This window comes from Tateyamaria sp. (assembly GCF_059783535.1).
The window spans coordinates 1-15,514 of the sequence record NZ_JBYNDP010000041.1 but is presented as its reverse complement, the minus strand read 5'-3'; the positions used below and the strand labels follow the sequence as shown (position 1 = coordinate 15,514).

17 protein-coding genes are annotated in these 15,514 nt (G+C 60.6%); 13 read left to right on the top strand and 4 right to left on the bottom strand.

What is annotated here, in order from left to right:
* Nucleotides 1–64 precede the first annotated feature (64 nt).
* From AC6RA8_RS10135 to AC6RA8_RS10120, 4 genes are all read left to right on the top strand, one after another.
* Complete coding sequence (locus AC6RA8_RS10135; RefSeq protein WP_500352531.1) at nt 65–523, top strand: RidA family protein; 459 nt, start codon at nt 65–67, stop codon at nt 521–523.
* The gene (locus tag AC6RA8_RS10130) at nt 520–1,287 is read left to right on the top strand and encodes a glycerophosphodiester phosphodiesterase family protein (RefSeq protein WP_500352529.1); all 768 of its coding nucleotides are present in this window, start codon (nt 520–522) and stop codon (nt 1,285–1,287) included. The genes AC6RA8_RS10135 and AC6RA8_RS10130 overlap by 4 nt, the downstream gene beginning before the upstream one ends.
* A 65-nt stretch (nt 1,288–1,352) precedes the next feature.
* Nucleotides 1,353–2,540 carry a GNAT family N-acetyltransferase gene (locus AC6RA8_RS10125; RefSeq protein WP_500352527.1) on the top strand — a complete coding sequence of 396 codons (1,188 nt, stop codon included), beginning with the start codon at nt 1,353–1,355 and terminating at the stop codon, nt 2,538–2,540.
* A complete protein-coding gene (locus AC6RA8_RS10120) occupies nt 2,537–2,833 on the top strand; it encodes a 4a-hydroxytetrahydrobiopterin dehydratase (RefSeq protein ID WP_500352526.1) in 297 nt (98 codons plus the stop codon). The genes AC6RA8_RS10125 and AC6RA8_RS10120 overlap by 4 nt, the downstream gene beginning before the upstream one ends.
* Nucleotides 2,834–2,913: 80 nt before the next feature.
* Here AC6RA8_RS10120 and AC6RA8_RS10115 read toward each other — a convergent pair whose 3' ends face one another.
* A complete protein-coding gene (locus AC6RA8_RS10115; RefSeq protein ID WP_500352524.1) occupies nt 2,914–3,402 on the bottom strand; it encodes a peroxiredoxin in 489 nt (162 codons plus the stop codon).
* An 86-nt stretch (nt 3,403–3,488) separates the two neighbouring features.
* Between AC6RA8_RS10115 and AC6RA8_RS10110 the strand changes: the two genes are divergently transcribed.
* Both AC6RA8_RS10110 and rsmD read left to right on the top strand, forming a co-directional pair.
* The gene (locus AC6RA8_RS10110) at nt 3,489–4,691 is read left to right on the top strand and encodes an NAD(P)/FAD-dependent oxidoreductase (RefSeq protein ID WP_500352523.1); all 1,203 of its coding nucleotides are present in this window, start codon (nt 3,489–3,491) and stop codon (nt 4,689–4,691) included.
* On the top strand, nt 4,688–5,233 hold the full coding sequence (rsmD, locus tag AC6RA8_RS10105) for a 16S rRNA (guanine(966)-N(2))-methyltransferase RsmD (protein ID WP_500352521.1): 546 nt from the start codon (nt 4,688–4,690) through the stop codon (nt 5,231–5,233). The genes AC6RA8_RS10110 and rsmD overlap by 4 nt, the downstream gene beginning before the upstream one ends.
* A gap of 138 nt (nt 5,234–5,371) precedes the next feature.
* Here the strand turns inward: rsmD and map are convergent, their stop codons facing one another.
* Both map and sfsA read right to left on the bottom strand, forming a co-directional pair.
* Entirely contained in the window at nt 5,372–6,196 is an 825-nt protein-coding gene (map, locus tag AC6RA8_RS10100; protein WP_500352520.1) for a type I methionyl aminopeptidase, read from the bottom strand.
* A 50-nt stretch (nt 6,197–6,246) separates the two neighbouring features.
* The gene (sfsA, locus tag AC6RA8_RS10095) at nt 6,247–6,951 is read right to left on the bottom strand and encodes a DNA/RNA nuclease SfsA (protein WP_500352518.1); all 705 of its coding nucleotides are present in this window, start codon (nt 6,949–6,951) and stop codon (nt 6,247–6,249) included.
* Nucleotides 6,952–7,011: 60 nt separating this feature from the next.
* Here sfsA and AC6RA8_RS10090 point away from each other — a divergent pair, with 60 nt between their 5' ends.
* From AC6RA8_RS10090 to AC6RA8_RS10075, 4 genes are read left to right on the top strand one after another with little or no spacing between them, the layout of a single operon-like run.
* Complete coding sequence (locus AC6RA8_RS10090) at nt 7,012–7,734, top strand: competence/damage-inducible protein A (RefSeq protein ID WP_500352516.1); 723 nt, start codon at nt 7,012–7,014, stop codon at nt 7,732–7,734.
* Entirely contained in the window at nt 7,731–8,453 is a 723-nt protein-coding gene (locus tag AC6RA8_RS10085; RefSeq protein ID WP_500352514.1) for a GNAT family N-acetyltransferase, read from the top strand. The genes AC6RA8_RS10090 and AC6RA8_RS10085 overlap by 4 nt, the downstream gene beginning before the upstream one ends.
* Entirely contained in the window at nt 8,450–9,016 is a 567-nt protein-coding gene (locus AC6RA8_RS10080) for a peroxidase-related enzyme (protein WP_500352512.1), read from the top strand. Before AC6RA8_RS10085 ends, AC6RA8_RS10080 begins: the two co-directional genes overlap by 4 nt.
* A 14-nt stretch (nt 9,017–9,030) precedes the next feature.
* Nucleotides 9,031–9,939 carry an OmpA family protein gene (locus AC6RA8_RS10075; RefSeq protein WP_500352510.1) on the top strand — a complete coding sequence of 303 codons (909 nt, stop codon included), beginning with the start codon at nt 9,031–9,033 and terminating at the stop codon, nt 9,937–9,939.
* Nucleotides 9,940–9,953: 14 nt separating this feature from the next.
* On the opposite strand, the gene AC6RA8_RS10070 is transcribed toward AC6RA8_RS10075, so the two are convergent.
* Nucleotides 9,954–10,901, bottom strand: coding sequence for a LysR family transcriptional regulator (locus AC6RA8_RS10070; RefSeq protein ID WP_500352508.1), 948 nt, complete (start codon nt 10,899–10,901; stop codon nt 9,954–9,956).
* Nucleotides 10,902–11,021: 120 nt separating this feature from the next.
* Between AC6RA8_RS10070 and AC6RA8_RS10065 the strand changes: the two genes are divergently transcribed.
* From AC6RA8_RS10065 to AC6RA8_RS10055, 3 genes are all read left to right on the top strand, one after another.
* On the top strand, nt 11,022–12,032 hold the full coding sequence (locus AC6RA8_RS10065; RefSeq protein ID WP_500352506.1) for a TAXI family TRAP transporter solute-binding subunit: 1,011 nt from the start codon (nt 11,022–11,024) through the stop codon (nt 12,030–12,032).
* A gap of 77 nt (nt 12,033–12,109) precedes the next feature.
* The gene (locus AC6RA8_RS10060) at nt 12,110–14,323 is read left to right on the top strand and encodes a TRAP transporter permease (protein ID WP_500352505.1); all 2,214 of its coding nucleotides are present in this window, start codon (nt 12,110–12,112) and stop codon (nt 14,321–14,323) included.
* Nucleotides 14,310–15,514: NAD(P)/FAD-dependent oxidoreductase (locus AC6RA8_RS10055; protein ID WP_500352503.1), on the top strand; the 1,205-nt coding region annotated here is incomplete at its 3' end. The genes AC6RA8_RS10060 and AC6RA8_RS10055, both read left to right, overlap by 14 nt.

Sequence of the window (15,514 nt, the reverse complement as noted above, 5' to 3'; positions counted from 1 at the left end):
CGGCCCTTTTCACGGCAGCGCGGGCGGTCTAGCGTCCGCGCAAACCGATCAAAGGAGACATCCCATGTCCATCGAATCCCGCTTGTCCGAGCTGGGCGTGACCCTGCCCGACGCCCCTGCACCCGCCGCCAACTACGTGCCGTTCGTGCAGGTGGGGGACATCGTCTATGTTTCGGGCCAGATCTCGAACGGACCAGACGGCCTGATCCTGGGCAAGCTCGGCGCGGATATGGAGGTCGAGGCCGGAGCGGCAGCCGCAAAAACCTGTGCCATCAGCCTGTTGGCGCAAGTGAAAGCCGCTTGTGGTGGCGACATTGACCGGCTTGAGCGCGTGATCAAGCTGACTGGTTTCGTCAACTCGACGGCGGATTTCACTGAACAGCCCAAAGTCATCAACGGAGCGTCGGACTTCCTGGTCGAAGCGCTTGGGGATGCTGGCCGTCACAGCCGCTCTGCTGTTTCTGCGGCGGCTCTCCCGCTGGGCGTTGCGGTCGAAATCGAAGGCATTTTCCAGATCAAATGATCCCGCGCCTGCCTGCCGCCTTTCTCGATGCGCCACTGGCGCACCGTGCCCTGCATGACGTGACCGACGGCCGCCCGGAAAACAGCCGGGCCGCCATTCGCGCGGCCATCGCGCACGGCTACGGGATCGAGATCGACGTGCAACTCAGTGCGGACAATCATGCGATGGTATTTCACGACTATGCGCTGGATCGTCTGGCCGAAGGGACCGGCCCCGTGCGGGTTGTCCCCGCGGGGACACTTGGGCAGACGCCGCTCAAAGGCGGGAATGAAGGTATCCCGACCTTGCTCGAGGTGCTTGAGATCGTTGCAGGGCAAGTTCCGCTGCTGATCGAGATCAAGGATCAGGATGGCGCGATGGGCGACAACATCGGCCCGCTCGAGCAGGCCACGGCAAATGCACTGAAGGGGTACGATGGCCCTGTCGCCCTCATGTCCTTCAACCCGCACAGCGTGGCGCGCATGGCCGCGCTGTGCCCGGATACCCCGCGCGGGTTGGTTACCAGCGCCTACACTGCCGAGGATTGGCCCCTGAACGCCACGACACGTGACCACCTGCGCGACATTCCGGATTTCGACCGGGTTGCCGCGTCATTCATCAGTCACGAGGCGGCGGACCTCACCCGTCGGCGCGTGGCAGAGCTGAAAGGCGCCGGTGCCAACATCCTTTGCTGGACCGTCCGGTCGCCTGCTGAGGAAGCACAAGCGCGCGAGGTTGCCCAAAATGTGACCTTCGAAGGCTACCTCGCCCCTCATCCCGGTTGAACCGCGCCGCGCGCGGCACACATTCAGTGGTCGAAGTGCAGGGGAACGCCCCCGGAAAGACTTGCGTGTCCGAACAAGAAATTGAAATCCGTGTGTTGCCCAGCTTGTCCGCCGTTTCAGAAACGGAATGGGACGCCTGTGCGTGTCCCGAGGCTGCACATGGTGGCCGGCCAAACGACCCCTTCACCACACACCGCTTTCTCAAGGCGCTGGAAGACAGCAACTCGGTCGGCCCCGGCACAGGCTGGCAACCGCAATACCTGCAGGCGATGGCGGCGGGGCAGACCATCGGCTTTGCACCGATGTACGCCAAAAGCCACAGCCAGGGTGAATACATCTTTGACCATAACTGGGCCCACGCGTTCGAACGGGCGGGGGGACGGTATTACCCAAAATTGCAAATCGCTGTGCCTCACACACCGGCCACCGGTCGGCGGTTCCTGACACATCCAGATTTTCCTGAGCTTGGGATGCGGGGGCTGATTTCTGGCGCGGTGCAGCTTGGCGAAAACAACAACCTCAGTTCATTGCATGTCACCTTCTGCACCGAAGCCGAACGGGACTTTGGCGCTGATCTGGGGCTGATGGCCCGGACCACGCAGCAGTTTCACTGGCTGAACGACGGTTATGAGACGTTTGATGACTTCCTCGCCTCACTCTCCAGCCGCAAGCGCAAGAACATCCGCAAGGAACGGCAGCGCGCTCAGGATTTCGGCGGCACCATCCATGTGCTCACGGGCAATGACCTTCGGCCCGAGCACTGGGATGCGTTCTGGACCTTCTACCAGGACACGGGCGCGCGCAAATGGGGCACGCCTTACCTGACCCGCCGCTTCTTTGACATCGCACAGGAGACGTTGGCCGATGACATGGCGCTGGTTCTTGCCGAACGAGATGGCCGCTACGTCGCAGGAGCGCTGAATTTTTTAGGCGCGCAAACGCTCTTTGGCCGCTATTGGGGATGTATCGAGCATCACCCCTGCCTACATTTTGAGCTGTGCTACTATCAGGCCATCGACATCGCCATCCAACACGGGCTGGCCCGGGTCGAGGCGGGGGCACAGGGGGAACACAAGCTGGCGCGGGGTTATCTTCCGACGCAGACCCACAGCCTGCACTGGTTAGGTGATCCGGGATTTGCCGACGCGGTCGCGCGCTACCTTGAAGCCGAACGTGAGGCGGTTGAAGAGGAGATCGAAATTCTCACGGATTACGGGCCTTTCAAGAAGGTTCAGATCGAGGAACAAGAATGATGGAAAAGCTGAGTGAGGAGACGCGGAGCACGCTGCTGGACCCGCTGCTTGCCACCGGGTGGGCCGTGACCGACGGACGCGACGCGATCCACAAAACCTTTGAATTCGGTGACTTCGTGGATGCCTTTGCATGGATGACCCGGGCCGCCATCTGGGCGGAAAAGTGGGATCATCACCCCGAGTGGTTCAACGTCTACAAGCGGGTCGAGGTGACCCTGACGACGCATGACGTGGGTGGGCTGAGCCCGCTGGATGTGAAACTGGCCCGCAAGATGGACAGCCTGGCCGAATAGTGCGGGCCGCGCGGATGTGATCCCAATGAAAAAGGCCCCCGGATCGGGGGCCTTTTGCGTCATATTGATTTGGCGCGGGTTCAGATCGCTTCCAGCAAGGCCTCACCGCCAGACACGTCGCATACGCCGGGGTTTTCTTCTTCCTGCAGCACGGTCACTTTGCCGTCTTCGACAACCATCGCGTAGCGGGTCGAACGGTCATAAAGGCCCACGGGCGGGGCCGTGAACGCTCGGCCCATGGCCTTGGTAAAGGTCGCATCGGGATCACCAAGCATGGTGATGCCTGCCTTGGTGGCCCCTGTTGCCTCGCCCCAGGCGCCCATGACAAAGGGGTCGTTGACAGAGACGCAGATCACCTCGTCCACACCCTTGCTGTCGAAACCATCTTTGGTCCGGATAAAGCTGGGCACGTGGGCGGTGCTGCAGGTGCCGGTATAGGCACCGGGCAGGGCAAAGATCACAACTTTGCGGCCCTTGGTCTTCTCGCTCAGTTGCACCTGTTCGGGGCCTTCCGAACCCAGGTGAACAAGTGTCGCGTCGGGCAGCGTGTCGCCTACAGAAATTGCCATTGTTTGCGCCTTTCTTGGAATTGCGTCTGTCTTCTTCTGCGATATAGGCTGCGCTACGGCAAAGGGCGAGGGTAAAGGTGAATCACATGAGCCATGTTGTGGTGATCGGAGCAGGGCAGGCGGGGTCGTCTTGCGTCGCCAAACTGCGCAATGGCGGGTTCGAAGGGCGCGTGACGCTGATCGGGGCCGAGCCTGCGCTGCCCTACCAGCGCCCACCTTTGTCCAAGGCCTATCTGCTGGGTGACATGCCGCTGGAGCGGATGTTCCTGCGGCCAGACAGCTTTTACACAGACAACGGGATTGATGTGAGGACCGGGCAGACTGTGACGGCTATCGATACTGCAGCTCAGACAGTCACGGTCGGGGACGAGGTGTTGGACTATACCGACCTTGTGCTGACCACCGGGTCAGCCCCGCGCCGCTTGCCTGCTGCCATAGGTGGCGATCTGGACGGTGTGTTCACCGTGCGCGATCTTGCAGACGTGGACATGATGGCGCCATGGTGCAAGGCAGGTAAGACGGCACTGATCGTAGGTGGCGGCTATATCGGGCTTGAGGCGGCGGCGGTGTGCTGCAAGCTTGGCTTGAACGTGGTTCTGGTTGAAATGGCGGACCGCATCCTGCAGCGGGTCGCTGCGGCGGAAACCAGCAACTACTTCCGCGACTTGCACCAGAGCCATGGCGTGGATTTGCGCGAAGGCTTGGGCCTAACACGTCTGACTGGAAACGGGACGGTTTCTGGGGCAGAGTTGACCGACGGAACCACGCTGAACGTAGACGTTGTGATTGTTGGTGTCGGTATTTCCCCAAGCACCGAACTGGCCGAAGCCGCAGGCATCAACATCGACAATGGCATCGCCACCGATGCCCAGGGCCGTACCTCTGCGCCCCACGTCTGGGCAGCGGGCGACTGCGCATCCTTCCCCTATCGCGGCGACCGCATCCGGCTGGAAAGTGTCCCGAATGCGATTGATCAGGCGGAATGCGTGGCGGAAAACATCATGGGGGCGGAAAAGGACTATGTCGCCCGTCCATGGTTCTGGTCCGATCAGTATGATGTGAAGCTGCAGATTGCCGGGCTGAACAGCGGCTACGACCGGGTCGTGACACGGGATAGTGGCGCGGCTAAGTCCTTCTGGTACTACGCGGGTGACAGGCTGCTGGCTGTGGATGCAGCCAATGACCCGCGCGCCTACATGATCGGCAAACGGCTGATCGAGGCGGGCAAGTCGGCGGACCCGGCGGTGGTCGCGGACCCAGACGGCGACCTCAAGGCGCTCTTGAAGTGAGGATCATAGCGGGTCGCTGGCGCGGGGTGCCTTTGGCGACCGTGGGCAGGGGCGATCCGGGCGCGCATCTGCGTCCAACGCCCGACAGGGTGCGCGAAAGCCTCTTTTCGATGCTGTCCCATCGCGGGGTGATTGAAGGGGCGCATGTGCTGGACCTTTTCGCCGGGACAGGCGCCTTGGGGTTCGAAGCCCTGTCGCGCGGGGCGAAGGCAGTGGTGTTCGTGGAAAACGGCCGGGTTGGACAAAAGCTGATCACACAAAACATCCAGAAGCTGGAGGCGGGCGCGCAGGCGCGGCTCATGCGCGGTGATGCGACGCGCGCTATGGCGTGGGCGGGCGCGCCGTTCGATCTGGTCTTTCTCGACCCGCCATATGGCATGGGGATGGGAGAGAAGGCGTTGAACGCGGTTCGGGACTGCTGCGCGCCCGGGGCCGTGATCGTGTGGGAAGAAAGCGCTCCGATGGCTGCGCCTGCCGGCTACGAGGTGTTGGACCTACGGCGGTTCGGCGGAACTCATGTCACGCTGCTGGAGAGGCAGTAAGGCGGAGGTGCCCTCCGCCCGGCGCACCGCAGGTACGCCTTACGGATGTGGCCATCAGCGAGTCATGCAAATGTGTTTCAGGTGCAGCAAGCTGCACCTTACCTGACCTGTAAGGCGGACGTGTCGTCCGCCCCGCCCTTAACCATATGTCGGGTGAAAGGTTCCTGCAGGCGACAGGGTAAAGATCTCAACCCCATCCTCGGTCACACCCACCGAATGCTCGAACTGGGCTGACAAGGATTTGTCGCGCGTCACGGCGGTCCAATCGTCAGACAGTGTTTTGGTTTCCGGACGACCAAGGTTCACCATCGGTTCAATGGTAAAGAACATGCCGGGCTCAAGCACGGCACCAGTGCCGGGACGGCCATAGTGCAAAACATTGGGGGGCGCATGGAACACGCGGCCCAGCCCGTGCCCGCAAAAGTCGCGCACGACGGACATGCGGTGGCTCTCGACAAAGCTCTGGATGGCATAACCAATGTCGCCAAACGTATTGCCGGGTTTCACCGCTTCGATCCCGCGCATCAGGCTGTCATGGGTCACTTCGATCAAACGCTCGGCCTTGCGGGGCAGCTTGCCCGCCACGAACATACGGCTCGTATCACCGTACCAGCCATCAACAATGACCGTGACATCGATGTTCAGAATGTCGCCATCCTTCAGAACCTTGTCGCCGGGAATGCCATGGCAGACAACATGGTTCACGCTGATGCAGCTGGCGTGCTGATAGCCCTTGTACCCAATGGTGGCCGAGGTCGCGCCAGCCGCCTCGACCATGTCGGTGATGATCTTGTCGATGGCACCCGTCGTTTGACCCGGAAACACATGGGCCGACATCGCGTCCAGAATCTCGGCCGCAAGCCGCCCTGCCGCGTGCATCCCGGCAAAGTCCGAAGGGTCATAGATGCGTATACCATCCTTGGTCAGACGGCCACGAGTATCACGGTCCAAAGTGCGCTCCATAAGCGTTCATCTGTTAAACATACTGCACTGCGGCAACAAGGGCCAGTGGGTCAGATGACCACGGCCAGCGGCGCACCCACCTGTACGCCCGCGGGCGTAATATGGGAGCCGAGACATAGGGTTTCCACCCCAGCCCCGGACGAGGCCGCATACGCAGCAGCATATCCCGGATCGATGTCGCTGGCGAGGGCGAAGCGATCACAATCGGTGCGCTGCACCAGATACAGCATCACCGCACGATGCCCTGCGCCCACCATGCGGGACAGTTCCTGCAGGTGCTTCGCCCCACGGGCGGTTACGGAATCAGGGAACTCCGCCAGACCGTTCTGACGGGACAGGGTCACGGATTTCACTTCGACAAAAGCATCCGGCAGCCCGTCGCCTTGCAGCAGAAAGTCGATCCGGCTGCCCTCGCCATATTTCTGTTCGGGTCGCACCGTTGTGTAGCCCTCAAAACCCGGCACCTCGCGCGCCTCAAATGCCGCGCGCAGGGCCTTGTTGGGCACCGATGTATCCACGCCTGTGAAAAGCCCATCTTCATGCTCCACCAGCCGCCAGCCAAACTTCAGCTTTTTCTTGGGATCGTCATTGGGTTCCAGCCAGATCCGCATGCCCGGATCCGCCAGCCCCATCATCGACCCGGGATTGGCGCAATGTGCCACCACCTCGCGCCCACCGTCCAACCGGCAATCGGCCAGAAAGCGTTTGTAGCGGCGGATCAGCGTGGCGGGCACAAGTTCGGTTTGAAAGCGCATGGGCGCAGGCCTATACCGTGATTGGCCCCTCAACAAGACGGGTCAAGAAGGAAGACCAAGATGCCGAACCCCACCGCCGCCATGCTGGTGATCGGAGACGAGATTCTCTCGGGCCGCACCCGCGATGCCAACATGCACTATCTTGCGGGCCAACTGACTGAACACGGCATCGACCTGAAAGAGGTGCGCGTTGTCAGTGATGATCAGGGCGCGATTGTTGCAGCCGTCCGCGCCTTGTCAGGCGCATACGACACCGTTTTCACATCCGGTGGCATCGGTCCTACCCATGACGACATCACGGCCGACTGCATCGCGGCGGCTTTTGACACGCATATCGACATACGTGATGACGCCCGTGCCATTCTGGCTGAACACTACGCAAAATCCGGCACTGAACTGAATGCCGCGCGCCTGCGCATGGCGCGCATCCCGGATGGGGCCACCCTGATCGACAACCCGGTCTCGGCCGCGCCGGGTTTCACGATCCGGAACGTTCACGTCATGGCGGGCGTGCCATCGGTGTTTCAGGCCATGGTCGCCTCTGTCCTGCCGACCTTGACGGGTGGCGCACCCCTCATCTCGAAAACCCTGCGGATCGAGCGGGGCGAGGGTGATATCGCGGGCCCCTTGGGTGAATTGGCGGCGGCCCACCCGGATCTCAGCATCGGCTCATATCCGTTTATCCAGAATGGGCGCTTTGGGGCCAATGTCGTTATTCGCGGCACGGATGGGGCTGAAGTGGACGCAGCCCTCAGCACATTGTCGGATCATTTTCCGGCATGACTGACGCGGCTGCGTTCTACGCTGCCATAGATGGCACATGGCCTGCAGCAAAGGTCACATGCGTCGGCCCGTGGGCCATCCGCGACGGGCAAGGCGGTGGAAAACGGGTCTCGGCGGCAACGGCTGAAGGGTCGGTGGTCGCATCACACCTTTGCGCCGCAGAGGCTGCGATGCGGGACATCGGCCAGACACCGCTTTTCATGGTCCGACAGGGCGAAGACGCGCTTGACCACCTGCTCGACGCCCAGGGCTACACCATTGTTGACCCCACGAACGGCTACATTGCACCCGTTGCGACGCTGACCGACATCCCGATCCCACGTGTCACCGCATTTTCCATCTGGGAACCTTTGGCAATCATGGAAGACATCTGGGCCGCAGGAGGCATCGGTTCCGCGCGCCTTGCCGTGATGCACCGGGCCAAGGTGAAAACGGCCATTCTCGCACGGCACAAGGACAAGCCAGCAGGCACCGCCTTTGCCGCAATCCACGATGGCATCGCCATGGTGCACGCGGTCGAAGTGCTGGCCCACCAGCGCCGACAGGGCGTCGCGCAGTGGATCATGCGGCGCGCGGCGTTCTGGGCGGCGGAAAACGGCGCAGATCAGATCGCTGTGCTGACCACAGCGGCGAATGGTCCCGCCAATGCGCTTTATCGGGGGTTGGGGTTCCGACAGGTCTGTGGCTATCATTACCGCACAGCGCCGGAGACCACATGACAGACCAGCCCACCGCCCTCGACCTTCCCATGGTCGATCCACTGCCCGAGGCCACGCAAAAGTATTTCGACGTGTGCGAGGACAAGTTGGGCATGGTGCCGAATGTGCTGAAAGCGCATGCGTTTGATATCGACAAGCTGAACGCCTTTACCGCGCTCTACAACGACCTGATGCTGTCTGACAACGGGCTGAGCAAGCTGGAGCGCGAGATGGTGGCCGTCGTTGTCAGCGCCACGAACCGCTGTTACTACTGCCTGACGGCCCATGGGGCTGCGGTGCGGCAGCTGTCAGGCACCCCGGAACTGGGCGAGCAACTGGTGATGAACTGGCGCGTCGCGGATGTGACACCGCGCCAAAGGGCGATGCTGATCTTTGCCGAGAAGGTCACGCTCGCCTCTGCCCAAGTCGAAGAAGATGACCGTCAGACGCTGAGGGACCATGGCCTGACCGACCGCGACATCTGGGACCTGATCAATGTGGCGGCTTTTTTCAACATGTCGAACCGGGTGGCCAGCGCCACGGCGATGATGCCCAACCCTGAATACCACGCACAGGCCCGCTGAATATGCGGGGCTGGATGACTGCTCTTGGATGCGCACTTGCAGGACCGGCATTGGCTCTGCAACTGGAACTGCCTTCGAACGCCCGTCAGACGGCGGCGCGTGACAGCGTGTTGGACCGTGTGTCGGTCGCCACCGCACCCTATGCGGACGGGCAGGTGGCGGCAGAACGCATTGATGGACCCGTGCAACGGCGCAGCTACCGCATTCCATCCCCAGGCCTGACGCCTCTGCAAATCCTTACCCCTTTGCGCGCGCAATTGACTGATGCGGGCTATGACACTTTGCTCGATTGCGATGCGAATGCGTGCGGCGGCTTTGACTTCCGCTTTGGAATTGATGTGCTGCCCGCGCCCAACATGTACGTGAACGTCCGCTCCTATCATTTCCTGAGCGCGCGCCACCCGCGCACGGGCGATGCCGTGTGGCTGCTGGCCAGCACAGCCCCTGATGCGGGGTATCTGCAAGTTGTTCAGGTCGGCGCGCAAGAGGCTGCCGTTCCAACAACCCCATCCCCGACTGCGGCCATTCCCGTGGCACCGACTGCAAATCTCGGTCAATCTCTTCTCACGTCGGGATCGGCCATTCTGCGCAGCCTCGACTTTGCCACGGGCACCACGAACCTTGGTGAAGGGCCGGCACCCGAGCTCGAACAAATCGCCCAGCTGATGGAGAACCGCCCCAACCTGCGCATCGCCATCGTTGGGCATACGGATTCAGTCGGCGGGCTCGAAGCCAACATCGCCGTCTCCCGCGCCCGGGCCAGCGCGGTGCGGGATCGCTTGATCGAACGCTACGATGTCTCACCAGACCGGATAGAGGCGGGCGGCATGGGGTATCTGTCACCGGTGGCCAGCAACCTCACCCCCGCCGGGCGTGAAGCAAACCGGCGGGTTGAGGTGATCGTGGTGAGGGAAGATGGCTGAGGGGCGTCTCTGCGCTAGTCCGCACCTTCAAATCGTGGATTGAACCCGGAGCTTTCCAACAATTTCATCACCTCGGCTTGCCATGCCTCAAGCAGGTTTCCGGCGATCACGGAAATCGGTCGATAGCGGGGAGAGTAGATCGCATAGTAATACCTGATCGGGTCTGTCATCGGACGAACTGCGATGCCCCCGACCATCGGCGTATCCGCGTTCATCAGAAAGACCGACAGCGGGTCCAACACGGTGCAGCAGCGGCCCGCAGTGACGAAGTGCAGGATTGGCAGGAAAGTCTGGCTTTCAATCGTCGCCCGCAGTGACAGGTTTTCAGCCGCAAACCGGGTCGCAAGATTCTGGGTCTGCCGATGCGATTGCGGCAAGGTGCCCAGCGGTTGATCGTTCAGATCCGCAAAACTGATTTCGGATTTGCGCGCAAGCGGGTGGTTCTCCGGCACGGCCACCGGGCAGTCCGCGCTTATGACAACTGAACGATACAGGTTTTCCTCGGGTTCAGTGTTTGCAGCATCGGCAAACCCAAAATCGATGGACTGCGCGCGCGTGAGTTCAGCGATCTGATTGGATGTTCGGGCCTGGATCGAGATGGAGATGCCGTCAGAATCGCTTACTTTTGAAGCAATGAACTTCGGAAAGATCAGCGAAACCGGGCCAGGCATGGCGGCAACTTTCAGAGTGCCGCTGTGACCGTCCGAAAGACTGCGCATGGTCTGGCGCACGCGGTTGAGTTGCGAAAGAATTGCATCAGCCTCGGTCAGAAGATACTGGGCTTCCGGCACCGGGATCAGCTTTCTTCCCCGCCTTTCAAAGAGTTGCAGACCAAGTTGATCTTCAAGCGCCTTTATTGCGGCGCTCACTGCGGGCTGCGTCCGGCCAAGTTTGGTCGCCGCATCGGACAAAGAGGCGGATGTCATGACGGCCTGAAACGTCGATATCTGCGTAAAATTCATGGTCACCTTATAAGCTAAATCTATCAAAACACAGATTAATAAAATTGGAATTTATTTATTCCGCTGTCTAGGCTTCTGCGCATGACACGCTTTCAGAAGTCTGTTCACAGGGAGTATATAATGAACAAATCATCAAAACTTTTGGCTCTTGCTGTTGCCGCAACGTTGAGTGCGGGCACAGCTTTTGCACAGGACCCGACGTTTTTCCGGATCGGAACTGGCAGTGCGGGTGGCACTTATTTCCCGATTGGGGGCACCATTGCCAACGGCATTTCAGCGCCTCCGGGATCGCGGCCCTGCGATGAAGGCGGCCAATGCGGCGTTCCCGGTCTGATCGCAATTGCTCAGTCGACCACGGCGTCGGTCTTCAACAACACCGCCGTGCAGAACGGCGAGTTGGAAGCCGGCCTTGCAGCGGCTGACGTTACGCGGTCGATGTTCTTGGGCGAGGGCAAATTTGACGGCAAGCCGCATGCAAAACTGCGCATTGTAGCGAACCTGTTTCCCGAAGACCTGCATCTCGTGATGCCGAAGGGCACTTCCATCGGCGGCCTGAGCGACCTTGAGGGCAAACGCGTTGGCATTGCCCAAGCGGGCTCTGGAACACAGGTTGCTGTCGAAATGATGTTGGCTGAATGGGGCCTGACCCGCGACAACTATGACGAGGCTGAACTGAACAACAGCCAATCCGCCGAACGTCTGGCCGACGGCCAACTGGATGCCTACTTCTACGCAGCAGGCTGGCCCGTCTCGGCAATGGTGCAGCTGTCGACAACCAAAGGTATGGAATTGCACAGCTTCAGCGACGAAGATCTGCAAAAGATCAACGACATCATTCCAGCCTACATTCCGTCCAGCATCCCTGCAGGCGTCTATGAAGGCGTTGATTATGAGGTGAAAACGCCAGCGGTGTCTGCGCTTCTCGTTGTGTCTTCGGACCTGTCGGAAGAGCTTGTCTACGGCATCACTAAGGCGATGTGGAACGACAACACGCGCAAGCTCCTGGACAACGGCCACGCGAAGGGCAAGCAGATCACACCGGACACGGCGCTTGACGGCATCGCTGCTCTGGGCGTGCCGCTGCATGCCGGGGCCGAGAAGTTCTATAAAGAAGCCGGGCTTCTCCAGTAGTGTCCCGACAGAAACGGGCGGTCACGGCCGTCCGTTTCTTTCTTGATCAACGACATTCGACCTGAGGAGGGCGCGTCATGAGCGATCCGCGATCAGAAGACGTGCGCGAGTTGACTGAAGCTGAGCTCGCGGCGATTGAGGAAAAATATGATGAAGGTGCGGCAATCCGCTCGGTCTCACCGGCCTTCGGCAAATTCCTTCGCTACATCGCCCTCACATTTGCAGTGTACCATTACCTGACCGCGGGTTTCGCGCTCCCGCCTGATTATTGGCACATGGGCTGGCACCTGTCGGGCCTCTTTATTCTGACGTATTCCTTCTATCCGCTGTTCAAGACGAGGACCTCATTCGATCTGAATACCGGCACCTTGCGCCTTGGCGGCGTGCCCTATCTTGACATCATCCTAATGATCCTCGGCGTCGCATCGGCGCTATACCTTGGCTTTGCATGGCGCGGTGTCGCCTGGTTGGGGGTCGAGGAGATGACCTTCCGCATGGGCAATCCGAACGGCTTTGACATGCTGTTTGGCTGCATCCTGATCGTGCTCGTCCTCGACATTGCACGTCGCACTCTGGGATGGATCTTGCCTTTGATCATCAGCGTTTTCATCAGCTACGCGCTGTTCGGGCCGGTCTTTCCGGGTCTGCTTCAACACCCGGGCGTGAAGTTCAACACGTTCGTCTCGTCGATGTACTTCCCGCAAGAAGGCATCTTTGGTGTCACGCTGTGGGTTGTGTCGACCATCGTGTTTCACTTTGTGCTCTTCGGTGTGATCGCCCAACGCACCGGCCTCGGGCAGCTTTTTATCGACAACGCCACCATTCTCGCAGGCCGTTACACTGGCGGTCCGGCGAAAGTGTCGGTCGTGTCTTCGGCCTTCTTCGGTACCATTTCTGGCTCATCGGTCGCGAACACGGTTTCCACTGGTGCGCTGACCATCCCGAACATGAAGCGGCTGGGCTATCCGGGCCACTTTGCAGGTGGTGTCGAGGCTGCGGCCTCGGCAGGCGGTCAGATCACACCGCCCATCATGGGGGCCGCGGCCTTCATCATGGCTGAGTTTCTCGAGGTGCCCTACACCACGATCGTCATCGCCGCGATCTTCCCGGCCCTGCTGCACTATGTCGGCGTGTTTGCTGTTGTCCACCTGATGGCCCGCCGCCTCGGGCTGAAGGGGCTGACCAAGGACGCACTGCCGCAGCTTGGCGCGGTCTGGCGTGACGGCTGGGCCAACATCGTCCCGCTGGTCGGGCTGCTGGTCGTGCTGTTCTCGGGCTACACGCCCTACATGTCGGCGTTTTGCGGCATCTCGTTGGCGATCATCGCCGGGATGAGCCGGATGAAAGTGCCGGTCACGTTGGTCTACGCCGCCGCGTTCATCGCCTTCGTTGTGTGGAAGTACATGGGCGGCGGGTTTGATCTGACCATGTCGATCATCCTGATTGGCGGCGCGGTCCTTGCGACACTCAATCCGCAACATCGCACCACGCTCTCCGAAATGGCGGACACGTTCGAGACCGGCGTGAAATATGCGCTTGCGGTCGGAGCGGCCTCGGCAGCGGTTGGCATTGTCATTGGCGTCATCAACACCACGGGCGTCGGCTTTCGCATCGGCTTCATGGTCACGCAGGCAGCCACAAACCTCGGTAATGACCTGATCTGGCTGTTCCAGTTCGGTGCCTATGAACTTTTCACTGTCGAAGATCTGACTCTGTTCATCAGCCTCGTCTTTATTGCACTGGCCTGCATCCTGATGGGCGCAGGCGTGCCAACAACCGCGCTCTACATCATGCTCGTATCGGTCGCCCAACCGGCATTGGCGCAGCTTGGCATCCCGCCGATCGCATCGCACATGTTCGTGCTCTACTACGGCGTGGTGGCGGAAATTACGCCACCGGTCTGCACCTCAGCCTATGCTGCAGCGGCCATAGCCAACTCGAACCCGTTCCGAACCGGGATCAGCGCCTTCACACTCGGCCTCGGGAAAGTCGTCGCGCCAATGGCATTCGTCTATGCACCGGTGCTGCTTTTCGTGTCGTCCACTGGCTTTGACCTTTGGGAATTCTCCTATACCGCTGCAAGCTGCATCGCAGGTGTCATCTCCCTGTCGGCGGCGGTCGTGGGCTATTGGCTTGCCCCGATGGGTGGGGTCTTTCGTGTTCTGCTGGCGATCGCCGGCCTCGTGTTCATCGCGCCGTCACTGCAGGCTGATCTGGTCGCGCTTCTGATCGCTGCGCCAGCAATCATCAGTCAGGTTGTTGCACGAAGAACCGCCAATGCCACAGCCTGACAATAGAACGCCTGTCATTGTCCTCGGTGCGGGCATTGTCGGTATCTGCACGGCGCTGTCGCTGCTTGAAAAGGGCGTTCCGGTCACGCTGATTGACAAGGGCGAGCCCGGCCAGGAAACTTCGATGGGCAATGCAGGGGTGGTATCACCCTGGTCGATCATCCCGCAGTCATTGCCCGGCACGTGGAAATCGATCCCAAAGCTCATGTTTGGCTACGGGCGACCTTTGTCCATCCATCCCAGGTCCCTGCTGAAAATGATCCCGTGGGGCCTCAGCTTCTTGCGCGGTGGCCGCGAAGAAAGCGTGCGTGCCCGCGCCGAGGCGATGTCCCATCTGTGCGGACCGTCCATCGAACTGTATCAAAGGCATCTGGCGGGCACCGGGCATGAGGGGCTGATTACCGACAGCATGTATGTACATGCGTTTCGTGATGGCAGCCGCGCCAATCTGCAATCCATCGACTATCTTATTCGGAGCGAGATGGGCGCCGAACTGGAGCTTGTCGGAAAGGACCGGCTGGCTGAAATCGAACCCGAACTCGGTCCGGACTTTGGCGCCGCCATCCTGATAAAGGGGCAAGCGCGCATGCGTTCGCCGGGCAGGCTGGGTCAGGTCTTGGCGCAAAAAGCCCGCAAAATGGGCGCCACACACAAACGCACAACGGCCAGGCGCATCCATCGCACGGGCCAGAGCCACTGGGAAGTACAGTGCGACGACGGAACACTCCAGGCAGAGCGCGTCGTTCTTTGCCTTGGCGCGTGGAGTCCGGGTCTCCTGACCGGGCTCGGCATGTCCGTTCCGCTGATGGCCGAGCGTGGCTATCATGTCGAGTTCCGTGATCCCGGCATCGAGATCAACAACTCGGTTATGGACGTAGACGCAAAATTCGTGGCCAGCAGCATGGAGAATGGTGTGCGTGTTGCCGGTCAGGCGGAATTTGCTCCGGTCGATGCACCACCGACGAAACGGCGCAAACAGCAATTGATCGACGTGGCCACGAACGCGTTCCCAAACTTGCGAACGGATGAAACGACGTTCTGGATGGGTCGGCGGCCATCCTTTCCGGACAGCCTGCCCGCGCTTGGGCCGGTCACGGATCAGCCAGGGCTTTTCGTCAACTTTGGACATTCGCATTACGGGCTGATGATGGCGCCCAAGTCCGGTGACATACTCGCCAGAACGGTCTGCAA

Coding starts and splice junctions, on each gene's coding strand:
- sfsA (WP_500352518.1), bottom strand. CDS start 6,951: ATGCGCTTTCAAACCGAACTTGTGCCCGCCACGCTGATCCGCCGCTAC.
- AC6RA8_RS10135 (WP_500352531.1), top strand. CDS start 65: ATGTCCATCGAATCCCGCTTGTCCGAGCTGGGCGTGACCCTGCCCGAC.
- AC6RA8_RS10075 (WP_500352510.1), top strand. CDS start 9,031: ATGACTGCTCTTGGATGCGCACTTGCAGGACCGGCATTGGCTCTGCAA.
- AC6RA8_RS10130 (WP_500352529.1), top strand. CDS start 520: ATGATCCCGCGCCTGCCTGCCGCCTTTCTCGATGCGCCACTGGCGCAC.
- AC6RA8_RS10120 (WP_500352526.1), top strand. CDS start 2,537: ATGATGGAAAAGCTGAGTGAGGAGACGCGGAGCACGCTGCTGGACCCG.
- AC6RA8_RS10090 (WP_500352516.1), top strand. CDS start 7,012: ATGCCGAACCCCACCGCCGCCATGCTGGTGATCGGAGACGAGATTCTC.
- AC6RA8_RS10065 (WP_500352506.1), top strand. CDS start 11,022: ATGAACAAATCATCAAAACTTTTGGCTCTTGCTGTTGCCGCAACGTTG.
- AC6RA8_RS10085 (WP_500352514.1), top strand. CDS start 7,731: ATGACTGACGCGGCTGCGTTCTACGCTGCCATAGATGGCACATGGCCT.
- AC6RA8_RS10060 (WP_500352505.1), top strand. CDS start 12,110: ATGAGCGATCCGCGATCAGAAGACGTGCGCGAGTTGACTGAAGCTGAG.
- AC6RA8_RS10110 (WP_500352523.1), top strand. CDS start 3,489: ATGAGCCATGTTGTGGTGATCGGAGCAGGGCAGGCGGGGTCGTCTTGC.
- AC6RA8_RS10080 (WP_500352512.1), top strand. CDS start 8,450: ATGACAGACCAGCCCACCGCCCTCGACCTTCCCATGGTCGATCCACTG.
- AC6RA8_RS10115 (WP_500352524.1), bottom strand. CDS start 3,402: ATGGCAATTTCTGTAGGCGACACGCTGCCCGACGCGACACTTGTTCAC.
- map (WP_500352520.1), bottom strand. CDS start 6,196: ATGGAGCGCACTTTGGACCGTGATACTCGTGGCCGTCTGACCAAGGAT.
- AC6RA8_RS10070 (WP_500352508.1), bottom strand. CDS start 10,901: ATGAATTTTACGCAGATATCGACGTTTCAGGCCGTCATGACATCCGCC.